This is a genomic window from Microbulbifer pacificus, assembly GCF_002959965.1.
Classification (GTDB): Bacteria; Pseudomonadota; Gammaproteobacteria; order Pseudomonadales; family Cellvibrionaceae; genus Microbulbifer; species Microbulbifer pacificus_A.
The window spans coordinates 1000688-1014424 of record NZ_PREV01000026.1 but is presented as its reverse complement, the minus strand read 5'-3'; the positions used below and the strand labels follow the sequence as shown (position 1 = coordinate 1014424).

The following is a 13737-nucleotide window of genomic DNA, read 5'->3' as shown; positions in this document are numbered from 1 at the left end:
TAAATAATATATGTTTCGGATTCTTTAGGCTGAGGCAATTATGACCTTTGTGTTTAATAAGAAGTTGCGAGTGGCGGTCTTGGATGATCATCCACTAATGTGCCAAGCTATATCAGCTCGACTAGATAGGGAAGTGGATTTTGACGTCTGTGGCGTGTTCGATTCTAGTAAAGAGCTTTTTTCGTCAATCTCTGAAAATTGTCCGGATTTACTTATACTTGATTACATGCTTTCAAAAGATGAACTAGATGGTTTGGCATTGATTAAGCGTTTACATATCCGGTTTCCATTGATGAAATTATTGATATCTTCTTCTGCGGAGGATTCGGTGACTGTTCGTCTGGCGATAAAAGCGGGTGCAAGTGGGTTTGTTGGTAAATCTCAATCTCCAGATGAGCTTGTTGCAGCTGTTCGCAAGTTATGGAAAGGTAATGTATATATACCCCCGTGGGCCGTGGATGCAAATAGCCAAAGCTCCCTAGCTGGAAATGAAGGCGAAAATTTACTTAGATTAAATGATCTCTCTCCTCGAGAGCTCGAAGTGCTTCGATGTTATGTGAGTGGTATGACCGTGACGGAGATTGCGAAAAAGTACTCGCGAAGCTGTAAGACAATAAGTACTCAAAAGCAATCTGCTTTAAATAAGTTGGGTATACGATCAGAGGCTGAGCTATTTAAATTTTCGCACTTAATTACCTCAAGGTAACCTTCTGGGAGCCAAAAATGGCCTTTGTATGGAATAGTTGAAAGTTATTGGTATCTGATTGGCTATGCCTCAATTTCTTGGGCAAGTGTTGGTTCCTTAATTTCGTAGTGGTCTACTAAACCCGTACACTGTAATTCCCCTATTTTTAACCGCTCGTATGAGTAGAGAGTTGGCCCATCTGTAGCAGTCGGGTTAGAGGCACTCGACCGATAGCTGATGACCAGACAAGGTTCGGAGCGTCGGTACATCTAGTTCGCCGGAGTAGTCTCGCTTGATCCGCCGTCTCGGCTGGATGCGAAGGTTTAGCTCCAGTTCACGATGTAGGCGGTATGCGCGTTTGTGACTCCTGGTATAGCCTTTTTAGTGACGTAGATGCATAAAGCGCAGCTCGAATTCCCACCGCTCGTGGGTCTGCTTCAGCTTCAGAATCGCCAGAATCTGGCTATCGGAGAAATCGAGACTTCTTCATTATTCGCTCCTTAGGCGATCATTTTAATAGTCTCTGCTCAAAACCTCGATTAAATTTCGGGGAGATTGCAATACAGCTAATTAAGGTAGCAGTCTTACCACCGAAGTTGTTGTCCGAGGTTAGTAGACTGTTACAAAGTCGAACCGAGAATAGAAATTAATATCAGAATTTTCCTGCTCCCCTCAAGTATCCTCCTGAATTATTCTGCTAAACCCTGTCTTTTAAGAAATATCTAAGAAGTAAGGTTTTAATGTGAAGTGCCAGAAGAATGTTGGCGTTTAATTTACTGTTGTAAAAAGTGCTATTACTAATGATCTTGTCATTGGTATACCTATCTCCCTCGACGAACGTTAGTCTTCGGTAGTGGTGTGGTTCTTGGGCTTTCTTAGATTAAAAATCTTGACGTTTAGTTTTATTTGTTATCGGCATGAGGGTGGTGTCGAGCGTGTTTATGTCAATTACTGATTGTTGGGTAGCTTCAAGCCGGCCTTTTCTGGAAGGAATCGGTCAGGAAGTTGAAATGAAGTGTTCGGGTTTGAAAGTGTAGGCTGCGGTACTGTTATGGGGGCATTTAGTTTGGGTGAGGTTAAACATGTGCCAATTCTTCTTTGCGGATAACTCTCAAGAGTCATTGGGTTTGGTGCGTAACACAGGCATTCGTGTCTTTTTTCTTTCATGCTTTGCTTTCTCCGATTATGCGATGGCTCAGGTCGGTGAGGCCGAGAGGCGGCGTGATCTCTTTGAAAAAAGAGAGTTGCAAAAAAGAATTGAGGAATTTCAGGGGCGTGAACGCGAAAGAGTGATTGAGGATGACTCAGTGGTGGCAGAGGGGCGACATGTGGATATCTCTTCCGAAAGCCGATTTTTGATTCGGAAGATCGAGATTGTAAGGGATGGTACCCCATTATCTTTGGATGAAAGCAAGATAATTACTCCGTACGTAGGGATTGAGTTGGGTGTATCGGAGATTTTCTCACTGGTAGAAAATCTCACTAATTACTACGTTGAAAATGGCTATTCGACAACTCTTGTCAAGGTGAATCCCCAGAATCTTTCTTCTGGTACTTTAACTCTTGAGGTTTCGTGGGGAAGGATTGAAGGTGTTTTGCTTAATGGGGAGAGCCCAAGTTTTATAAGGGACCGGCTTAGTCTCTTTAGTGCCTATCCTTGGGCCCAGGAGAAGAAGCTCAATATACATGATGTTGATCAAATGGTTGAAAACCTGAGTACGAAAGGCAAGTCGGTCAATGTAAAAGTGATTCCTTCGGAACGTGATGGCTATTCCTATCTGAATGTGCGGCGGGAGAAGCTGCGGCCATGGGCGTTTATCCTTGGTGCAGATAATTCGGGCGATAAAGAGACCGGGGAATACCAGCACAACGTTAGCTTGGCCATGTCTGACGCGATGGGTGTCAATGATACTTTGAGCTTGTATTTGGCTAGGCAAGACTATAAAGATAGCGATACTTATCTTAGAGAAATATATGATCTCGGATACAGTCTGCCAGTAGGCTTTTGGAAGCTTTCTCTTAAAGGTAATTTTTCAAAAACCCAAACCCCTGTCGGCGACTATAGCAGTGAGGGAGAATCCGAGAAGCTGTCAGTTGGCCTTGAGCGAGTTTTTCGCCGAGGACAGTCGGGAAAGTGGTCTGTATTCGGAGGGATAGACAAGAAGCGTACTGAAAATATATTCATAATTGACGACGATACCGAAATCATCCTAGATGATTCGAGCAATGCTTTTACACATCTATCCCTTGGTGGGCGTTATGTCGGTAGGGCCTTAGGAGGCTTTCTCTACGGCGATCTATCCATTGTGCAGGGTGCTTCCTGGTTTAATGCGGATATTGATGTAGGGCGCGGACAGGATGATTCCGGACAAGCAGGCTTCCGCAAGTACAAAGGTAATTTCAATTGGTCGTGGAACGCAGCTCGTTCCCCAATTGAGTACAGGCTAAGCGCTGGCTGGCAGTATTCTCCGGATCGTTTGCTCGCCCAGGACAGTCTTATCCTTGGCGATGAATATACCGTTCGGGGGTTTAAGGGGGCGTCGATGTCTATTGAAGGTGATCTCGGCGGATATCTTTCAAATACCGTCAGCTTTTCTCTTCCGGTCGGTAAAAAATATCTGAATCAAGTATCTCCATTTATTGGGGCCGATATTGGCTGGGCGCGAAAGCATCGCAGAGGAAGTGTAGGTGCTGAAGTGCGGAAAATTGCTGGTGCAACTCTTGGTTTAAAGATTGATGGTGCAAATTACCAATTTTCGTCAACGTTTGGTTTCCCTGTTAGTAATCCGAATGACTTTGATCCCGGATATGTTCTGTATATGGATGTGGGTATGAGCTTTTGAGAAGAATCTAGCAAGTTTTCAGGTATGGCGTGCGTGAGAGCCCTATGCCGATTCAGGTGCTGACAAGCTGTCGAGAGCTGATGCTGCTATTTTCAATTTTCGCCGCGAGCTTTAACGGAGCCCACTATTTAAGTGATCAGTGGCCATCTAAATTATCGCAGCACGGAACTGAAAGAACGGTATTGGGGGTTCCACTATCATTGTCAAACGGCGATTTATATCTATAAAGGTACAGATAGCGGAGGCTCCTGATCCAGAAATATATCAGGAAGAGAAATACCCATAGATTTTCGCGCTTTCAAATGGACCCTTCGAGAAAGAGCCAATAACTGAGATCTTTATTGTGAATAAAATTTACCGAATCATCTGGAATACGGCCATATCAGCTTGGGTGGTGGCGTCTGAATTGGCTAAAGGCAAGAAAAAATCCGCTCGGTCCGGTGCGGCCCTCCTGTTGACCGTTGCTCTTCCTGGGGCGGTGCTTGCCAGCGACTTGAAGTTAAGGCCAGCACCGGGCACTACTTCCCCCGGTGTACTTAATGGCCCCAACGGTGTTCCAGTTATACAAATCGTGGATCCAAACGCAAAAGGCTTGTCACATAATCAGTTCACTGACTTCAATGTATCCGAGCTGGGCCTAGTGTTCAACAATAGTATGCAGGATGGGAGGTCGCAGCTCGCCGGTCAGTTGTTGCGAAATCAAAATCTCACAAAGGAGGCTAGGGCAATTCTAAACGAGGTGACCGGTGCGGAAAAAACAAAGCTTCTGGGGGCCATGGAAGTATTCGGCGGTAAGGCGGATGTGTTTATAGCCAATGAAAATGGAATCTTGGTGAATGGTGTTTCGGCGGTCAATATGGGTGCCCTTGCTCTAACTACTGGCAGGGTGGAGTCTGCGGCAGACGATTTGCGCTTCCTAGTTTCCGGTGGGGAAATCGAAGTTACAGGCAGTGGCGTCAATACCACAGGTCTTTCTCATTTCGATTTGATTGGTCGCGCTATTAAGCTGGCCGCTGAAATCAATGGCGACGCAGATATCAAAGTGTTGGCGGGGGTGAATGAATACGATCCTCAGACCCGTGCGCATATCCAAAAAGGCCAAGGGCAGGGTGCCTCCCCTCAGTTTGGTATCGATGGCGCTGCGATGGGTTCCATGTACGGCGGCAAGATTGAGTTGATTAGTACCGAGTCTGGTATAGGAGTGCGCCACAAGGGGCTGCTGCTGTCACAGCAGGATCTGCAAATTTCAGCAGATGGGCAGCTAACGATTACTAACGCCCAATCGCAACGCGATGTCATGCTGAAGGGGCGGCAGATCGCTGTCGATCAGGCACTAGCGAGGCAGGATCTGCAGATTGCGGCAGAAAGGCAGCTGACGATTTCTAATGCCCAATCGCAACGCGATGTTGCCCTGAGAGGGGCGCAAATAGATGTTCAGCAAGTGCTGGCAGGTCAGGACCTACGAGTTTCCGCAGACGCGGATTTGTCTCTGGGTAAGGCGCAGTCCGGAAGGGACGCACTTCTAGAGGGATACAATGTTGATGTCACCTCCTCCAGCCAGGGTGTCAGGGCAGGAAACAAGTTGAGCCTGGAAGCCTCGGGGCTGGCACGAGTGCAAGGAGATCTGCAGGGGCGGCAGGTGTCGGTAAAGGCTGCGGAAATACGGCAGGATGACGCTGATATTGTAGCTGGCCGTGAGGGCGGGGCTTCGGATCTTTCCAGTTTGCATGTCGATGTGGCGGGTCGATACGAGATTATCGGCCACCTTTATGTGTTGGATGCAGCCGGCAATGAGATTCCAGGAGTGACTGTTGCGCTGGAAAATGGGGTTTATGTAGCGCGTGATTCAGAAGGTAAAAGTAAGCCGTACGATCGGCTCATTTCCTCAGCTCAAGTGTACAGCGATGGTGGCCTAAAGCTAGAAGCGGGGGAGCTGCTGGCGAAAAGCGCTGGGATTTTTCAAGCGCAGGATGCGGGAAGTAATATAGAGATCGTCACTACCGGTAAGCTGTCCAATGTCGATGGCTTTGTGCGGACCTCCGGTAATCTTGCTCTGCACACAGGCAGCGACTTGGATAATACCGGTTTGTTGCAGGGGCAGGACGTCAACCTGAACACTGGTGGAGATTTCGGTAATCAAGGGTTGGTCAGTGCCGGAGAGGCTCTGACTCTGGAAGCGCAGGGCGACTTAGCCAACGATGGCGCTCTCTTGGCCGAGGGCGAGGTACTGCTCAATATTAAAAAGCTCTCGAATGCGAAGGGTGGAAGTATCGAGTCGGGCGCAAGAATGCAGGTTCAGGCCGGGGCGGATCTAACAAATGCCGGCAATGTGAAATCAATGGGCGCCTTGAACATAGCAGCAAAGAATCTTGAAAACGCCGCAGGTGGCAACCTGCAGGCGGAAGATAACTTCAATCTTCAGCTGGAGGAAGCGCTAACAAATTCCGGCCAGCTGAACAGTGTGCGTGGTGGCGTGACGATAACGGCGGGTTTAGATATCGTCAATCAGGATGAGGGAGTAATACAAGCCCGGGAGGCATTGAACCTTAATGCAGGCGGGGATATACACAACCTCGGGGAGGCGCTTCTTTCCGCCCGGAGCAGTATAGAGTTAGGCGCTGGCGGCATGCTGAGGAGTGCCGGTAAGTCGAAGATCCAGAGCAATGGCACTTTAGATCTTGACGCTGAAACTATTGAAATCCTGGATGAGGCAGAGATCTATGGCGGGACTACTAGCACGTGGAGTGCGAGAGGTATACGCAATGAGGGTGATATAGATTTCCTTGAGTTGGTACTCGCTTTGAGAGAGGGCGGTTTGGAGAACGCCGGCACTATGGCCGTCTGGAATGCCCTGAATGTCGATACTACTGGCAGTATCGTGAATACCGCCGGGGGTGAAATTTTGGGGCAGACGGGCGTAGAGCTGAGTCTCAAAGCCAAGGGCAGTATAGAGAACCGCGGTAGCATGGTCTCCCTGGGCAAACTCGAGGTGGAGAGCGGGGAGGGGTTTACTAATGCACAGGATGCAGAATTCATCGGTGGTGAGCTGGCTGGAATCAAAGCGAAGTGGGTGGACAATGCCGGTAAAGTTACTAGCAACAATGGCGATGTGTCGGTCGAGAGCGAGCAATCCTTGCACCTGAAAGAGGAGGGCAAGAATGAGGGTACCTGGTTCGCAATGGGCACTCTGACGATGAAGTCGGCATCTGACATTATTGTAGGTGAGCTACAGAACGCTGGCAGCATTGTGCTAGACGCCGCTAGAGACCTGATCAATATGAACACGCTGGCCAGCGGTAAGGATATCACCTTGAAGGCTGAATCCATCACCAACCAGCTTCGTGCGCTGATCTGGGCCGGGGGGGACATCAAAGCGGGTGACTATGTCTATACCAAATCGCTGTTGAACCAAGGAGGATATCTCTGGGCACACGGAGATGTATCTATTGAGGCCCAACTGGTTGATAACCAAGTGGTCATAGGTAGTGATGGCGAGGCTGTGGCCAGCGAGATAGTCGCAGAAGGGGATCTCAGCATTGATACAGATCGGCTGGCGAATTCGGCGAAAGTGCAGGGCTCGATTTCCAAAAACGGTAACGAGAGTAATTTGGGGGAGTTTTGGGTAAACCTGAACTGTTGTCGTAATGACCGCTATTTACTGGACATCAAGCTGGATACCTTGGCTTCTGAACTTTCGGCCGTACAAGCGAAAATTCAAGCCGGTGGCGATATTCTATTGAATCAGAAAAAGCTGTACACCGATGATAATAAGCCTCTGGTTGATAACCTCGGGGGGCAGATACTTGCGGGGCGGGACTTGAAAGTGAATGGTAATGTAAAAAACCATACTGCCTCGAAGGAAGAGTCTCTTGCAAGTTATCTCGATCGCCCAACCACCATCAAACTTCAAATGGGTGTGAAGGCCGCGTTATCGTGGTATGAGAAAGAATTTACGTTTAACAGTTTGCGGGAATTCCTGGACTTTGCTTTCGGTGAGGGCCGTCAGCAGCACACTGTTTGGGGGGCATATATGGGAAGCACTGACCATATCGCTCCGGTTTTGCAGCAGGTGGTTCAAAGTCCGTTTAGCAATATGGTATTCGCTGAGTTATTTGGTGCGGATTGGAGAAGCCTGAGCTATGACGCACTTGTTTCCGCATGGCAGGCCAAACGTCAGAACGTGGGTGGGGCCTTTGCATTCTATCCGGGCGAACGTGCTGGAATGATCGCCGGCGGCGATATCATACAGACCGGCGGCAGCCTCGATTTAGGCGCTACGGATAGCTCAAGCTGGCTTGAGCGGCAGGAAACACAAAAAGTCGATATTGGTGATCAGGAAGTCGATGTCGCCGTGCCTCAGGTTGATATCGAGTTCAACCGCCGCGATTTTTCCGACGGCCTCGACCTATTGGATGGAGTTAAGAAGTTGGCAGGTATCAACGGCCTGTTTGAGCCCAGTTCGTCGTTCCAGGATTTCCTGCTGCTTAGCGATCCCGCCCCCTCCAAGGTAGCGCCGAAGTATGAGACCCGGCTCGAATTTATCGATCAGAGCCAATATTTTGGCACCGAGCATTTCTTCGAACTGGTGGGCTATGACCCGGACTTCACCGTGTTGGTGCTGGGGGATAACTACTTCACCACCAAGCTGATCAGCGACCAGGTCGAGTCTGCGGTAGGTGGCTACTTCACCCGTGGAGGCCTTCAGGGCGCGGACCTGGTGTCCTACCTATTCCAGAATGCCGGCATCGTATCGTCGGAGTTGGGCCTTGAGGTGGGTGCCGAGCCGAGTGCCGAACAGCTGGCTGGTTTGCAGCAGGATATCGTTTGGTACGTGTGGGAAGAAGTGGATGGCCAGACCCTGCTGGTACCAAAGGTCTACCTGGCTACTGACACCCTCGCGGCCCTGGAAGCTGATGCCAGTGCGGTGGCCACGGTAGACGCGGGTGGCAGCGTGCAGTTGGACGTGGACTCTCTGCGCAACAGCAACGGCCTGATCCGTGGTGTGGGCTCTGTCTCAATCACGGCCGAGGGCGATATCAACAGTGGGGGTCAGCACGCCCTGATCATCGGCGGCGCGGGTGAAGATGATCGGGTGGACTTGGTTTCCCGAAGCGGTGACATCCGCAATATCGGCGGAAATATCGTCGGTCGGGATGTGAACCTCGAGGCGGAAAGCGGCGACGTGGCGATCAGTGGCATCGCGGGTTTCGACGAAGACGGCAATATTGCCATTCAGGGTGGTGGCGTCTTTGCTGACAACGATCTCTCCATTGCGGCGGGTGACGACGTCGAACTGACTTCTGCCACAGCACTTGCAGGCAATGACGTCAACCTGGAGGCGGGTGGAAACATCACCAGCGAGACTCTGTATGTGGTGGATGCCGAGCGCACACAGGACGCGAATATTGCCGTGCTGGGCTCGGCGGTTACCGACACCGTCAAGGTGTCAGCAACAGCCGTTGGCACCGTGATTCAGGCTGGTGGCAAGCTAAAATTGGACGCCAGTGAAGATATTCGCTTGGTGGGGGGCGAGTACAGTGGTAAAGAGGGTGAAATCACTGCGGGTGGAGACTTCACGATCGAGGCTGCGGCGGACTATGCCCATGAAGAAACCAAGACAAAGATCAACCAGCTTAAAATTGGTGGGCATGTCGGTGTGGCGGGCAATGGCGCCGAAGCTACAGTTGGCGGCGCCACGGGTGTCGAGGCCGGCGTTTATGCCGATGGTGAATACAAAAGCAGCAAGGTGCTGAACGGAGCACCACCACGTAAAGGGCGCGCCCCGTTGAACTCCGGTATCGGTGGCCGTGTCGGCTTTGAAAGTATTACTCGGGAAGAGAGCACCGAAAGCAAGACTTACACCAACGCTCAACTGAACTTTGAAGAGAAGCTCGTTGTGGATGTGGGTGAAACCTTCGACTTCGGTGGTGCAGATATCGCAGTTACCGGTGGCGAGGATGCTGCCATTGATATCGTTGCTGGAGAAATTGCCACCACCAAATATGAAGATATCATCACGCATAAATTCAAGGAGGAAAGCACCTTTATCGGTGCGACTGTGGATGGTGCCAGCTCAGTGCTTACCGTAGTGGACAAACATGCTGACACTGCTTACAAGGCGAAGCACGAGGGTATGGAAGTTGACGCTGGTCTGACTGCCCTGAGCGCCGCGGCCGATGCCGCCAACCTGGCGTTCAACGACCTCGGCAGTGCCACCGTGGGTGTTGGCGGTGAACACACCAAGACCAGCAGTGGCGTGAGTACCCGCAAGGAAAACATCAGTTCGATCACCTCCAGCGGCAGCGTGAGTCTCCGCACTCGGCAGGATGGTGGCACCAGTGGTGACGTCACTCTGAACGGAGTGGAAATACGGGGTGACAAAGAAGTTGTTCTGGACGTCGCCGGAGATATAGCGATCAACGCTGCCAAGGAAAGCACCGTAACCACGGAAGCCAGCGAATCCCACCAGGCCCAGGCGACTCTGAGCGCAAGCGTTGCACCCACCGGTGCCGGTGTCGGTTTGTCCACAGGCTACAACGGATCGCTAGAAAAAACCGAAACCACGGAAACCAAATACACCAACAGCTCGATTACTGGCGGCAACGTCGTGGTAAAGGGCAAGGGTGACCTCGATATCAAAGGTGGCAATATCGAGGGCAGGACTGTGGACGTGGACATCGCCGGCAATACTCTCGTTGAAAGTGTGCAGGACACCCAACGCTCGACGACCACAAAAGGCAACTGGGGTGTCACCGTTGGCGCCGCAGTGACCACCGCCTCCATCGTCGCCCCGACCATTAGCGCGGATGGCGGCGGCGGCCAGAGCTGGGATAACTACGCCAAGACCGCGAAACAATCTGGTATCAAGGCCTCCGAATTGCTCAACCTGAAGGTAGGCGGTGACGCCACCTTGAAAGGCGCACATATCGTATCGGAAACGGGGGCGGGCAGTGTCGAGGTAGATGGCACGCTGACCACCGAGAAGCTGCAGGATTACCACGACAAGGATGGTGGCTTCTACGGCGGCGGCGGCGGTGTGAGCAAGACAGGTCTGCCCACAGCCAACATTCAGGCGGAGCGGGTAGATCAGATCAAATACAAGGCCGAACAGAATGCCACCATCGCGGTAGGCAGCGTCAACGCGGGCAATACGGTAGGTGAATACAATCAGGACAAGGATCAGTTGGTGATAGTCCAGGAGGACCGCAAGATCGCAGGCACCCGTTTCGAGGCGAGCGTTGATGTAGACGGTGCCAGGGACCTCAAGAACACAGTAAAGAGCAAGCTCGGTAGAGGAGAATCCGGGCAGCCCACCGCAAATGTCCAGAGGCGCAGTAGCATTGATCGGCCGGAGCGGCGAACCAGCGTTGTATCAGATAGCCAGCGGGGTGGTGATAGCTTGGCGTATGTGCCTCCAGCACCGACGCAAACGCTTCCCTCGCCTGGAGAGGTGACCCCATCGGCGGTGTCCGGGGGGGAGCCTGAGCAGGCGGCGCCATCGAGGCGAGCGCCCGAGGAGTTCATGGCTGGTAACAGCGAGAGTTTGGTTCAACCGGAAACCATCACTGTTGGCCTGTCGGATGGTGGAGATGTCATCGATGACGGTGCGCGGGCGGCAGAACAGTATGGAGTATCCGATAACTTTTCCCCCGCGAACGACATGGAGGTTACAGCATCGGGGCAAGAAACTGGCGACTCGTCCATTCCACTGGATTCGGGTCATAGGGAATCAATATTGCCCTCCACCTCGGTGGATGTGGCGTTAGACAGTGAGAATGGTGCGCCTGTGCGAGAAGTCGATCAGGAGGGGACACGGATTGTCCCGGTACCCGGAGGGAGCCGTCAGGAAGGTGAGTCCGTACGCGGCGTGGGGAGCGATGTTGAAAGCGGGAGTGGTAATGGGCCAGTTGTCCAGGTAGCTAACGATGCCAATGCAGTACAGGCTGTGGAAAACTTGGCCGGCACTTCTCTGGAAAACACAGTGCAGATTGATCCCGAAGAGGACAGCACAGTGAGTTTGGTGTTGCGGCCCCTGCCTAAAAATAAATTGTCTCCATCCGTATCGGGCAACAATACTAAACAACTGACCAAGTGGGTGAAGAATGAATTGGACCGAAATAAGTCAAGCGTGTCGGCTGCAGAGTTTGCGGCGCTGAAGCAGCGTTTGGATGAGGTTCGGAATGGGAAATTAGAGAAGCTCGCTATACAAAATGAAAGAACAGCAATTGCCAGTGCAATATCCCAAGCTCCTCCATTTTCTGCCATCGCTAACGCGCCTACAGCCGAAGCCAGAGCTAGTCTGCAAGAAAACTGGAAATCACTTAGTGACGAAATTAAGCTCCAGGCAGTGGCAGGGTTGCCCAAAACGGCGAAAGCCTGGGAACAGGTGTGGAGCAAGACTTTCGACAGATACGAGAATGCACTTTCCGGTGATACTACGTTTAACGCGCTGAAGTCACGGATTGACGGTTTGGTGACGAAAGAGTTCCAGCAGAAGGTTGCTGGGCAGGAGTTGGCAGCGGTCGCTGCCACTCTTTCAAAGCTAGTCGCTGAAGCCCAGAGACCAGTGAGTCCCGCACCGCGCGATATGGACCGGGTGCCGACCGAAGTTTCCACGAATTGGATGGCTGGGTTGCAGCAGACCATCGCTGAGCTGCCGCCCGATCCCACCCGTACTTCTTTGGAGAGCTTGCTGGACAGTGCCGAACGCCAGTGGCTGCGACATGATCTGAAGGCCAGTGATGTGCAGTCGATGTTGAAGGATGCCGTGGCGTCACTGGATAACGTCGATGATGCACAAAGTCAGAAGCTGAAGGGGTTGGCCGAGCGCCTGGACAGCGAACTTGCCGGCTATGGTCCGAACAAGCAGCCACCGGCGACGCGCTTGTATGACAATATCTATGGTCGTACTTTCGAGACGGCGATGGTCGACCATCTAGTGCGCAACCCACCGGAAGGCGTTAAGAAGTCCATGGATCAGCTTGGCGCCGCCTTGTCGAAGTCCATTGCGGATAATGAAAGCAATGAAAATTTGGGGGGGGCGCTGGACTCTGTGCAGGAGCTGCTGGAAAAGGACGCCCAACGTTTCTGGGATGCCGAATTCGAGAAGAATAACTCTGAATACAAGGAGTTCATGTCACTAAAATTTCCCGGCAATCACGTAGATCCGGCTGGGTACACAGATAAGCAAAGGCAGGCCGTTGAGCAAGGTAAGGAGCTATTGCAGGCAATGTTGAACAGGCCGGTACAGAATGGCGCGGATGTGATCGCACGACCTTTCCTAGCGGTGAAAATGGCCGCCGGTTTCCGCAAAGGCGGCATTAAATTGCCTGGTGTGCAGGAGGCGGATCTCAACTACAAGAATGTGCTCCAGTCTGCCGTTGGCCGGCATAAGCCGAACATAGGTGCGGCAAAGCCGGATACCCGGGCAAAGATAATACCCTTGAGTCGGACAGCTGGCCTCACGCTGGGGCATCAACCAGAGGCGGCCAGTGGTCCTGTAGACGGGAGCCTAGCAACGCGACCTACATTGTGGAATGAACCGATTTACCCGGACAGTGAGCGCTTAACGGAGCTGTCTGGTAGGAATGAAGCAGACAAGCCGACTGCTGAAGCGATGCTGGAACTTGAAAACGGCATCCCCTTCGGAAGCGGTGTTTCAGGGTCGACAAACTTGATCATCCACTATGTGAATGAGGCGAATAAAAATGGAGCAGGTATCGATTTAAATCATGCGATGCTGGGCGCTGCTATGTTCCTGACATACGATGGTGGACACTCGTTGCACGAAATGCTGTGGACGCTGAACCAGACAGAGGGGACGTTGAATCACGGTGTCCTTACGGGGCATCAGACGGTCGAGCCGGACATTTCGAAATTCAAGTCAGACTACAGTGCGTATATCAATGGCTTCAGGGATGATCCTGAGACAAAGGCCGTGTTGGATCAGGCGGTTGCGCGCGGATTTGAAGCGATGCTCGAATTGCGTCGAACACGGGTGGCTTCCGATCCGTTTGCTCAGGCACCGCGGCCCGAGGATTTTGAGGTTGAGCTTCGAGCCTCGCAGGACATTCAGGATGAGGCTCCAGCAACTAAAAGGAAAGCGGCCACATCGGAAGAGACCAGACTGTGAAGCAGTGGCGTTGAATCTTTACCGGGAGCCTTGGCTCGCGATTGGTCCGCGGCCAAGGTAGCACTGGCGACACGAGT

3 protein-coding genes and 1 pseudogene are annotated in these 13737 nt (G+C 51.9%); 3 read left to right on the top strand and 1 reads right to left on the bottom strand.

Features of this window, described 5'->3' with window-relative positions:
• Window positions 1-40 precede the first annotated feature (40 nt).
• Complete coding sequence (locus C3938_RS04750; protein ID WP_105102063.1) at window positions 41-706, top strand: response regulator transcription factor; 666 nt, start codon at window positions 41-43, stop codon at window positions 704-706.
• Between the two features lie 217 nt (window positions 707-923).
• On the opposite strand, the pseudogene C3938_RS18040 reads toward C3938_RS04750, so the two are convergent.
• A pseudogene (locus C3938_RS18040) lies at window positions 924-1135 on the bottom strand (IS3 family transposase); the annotation flags it as partial.
• A 632-nt stretch (window positions 1136-1767) separates the two neighbouring features.
• Here C3938_RS18040 and C3938_RS04740 point away from each other — a divergent pair.
• Together C3938_RS04740 and C3938_RS04735 are read left to right on the top strand one after the other, a co-directional pair.
• Window positions 1768-3528, top strand: a complete 1761-nt coding sequence (locus C3938_RS04740) for a ShlB/FhaC/HecB family hemolysin secretion/activation protein (RefSeq protein ID WP_105102062.1) — start codon at window positions 1768-1770, stop codon at window positions 3526-3528.
• Window positions 3529-3871: 343 nt separating this feature from the next.
• The gene (locus tag C3938_RS04735) at window positions 3872-13660 is read left to right on the top strand and encodes a hemagglutinin repeat-containing protein (protein ID WP_105102061.1); all 9789 of its coding nucleotides are present in this window, start codon (window positions 3872-3874) and stop codon (window positions 13658-13660) included.
• The last annotated feature ends 77 nt before the right edge of the window (window positions 13661-13737 follow it).

Excerpts from the sequence above, each read along its gene's own strand:
- C3938_RS04750 (WP_105102063.1), top strand. The coding sequence starts at position 41 with ATGACCTTTGTGTTTAATAAGAAGTTGCGAGTGGCGGTCTTGGATGAT.
- C3938_RS04740 (WP_105102062.1), top strand. The coding sequence starts at position 1,768 with ATGTGCCAATTCTTCTTTGCGGATAACTCTCAAGAGTCATTGGGTTTG.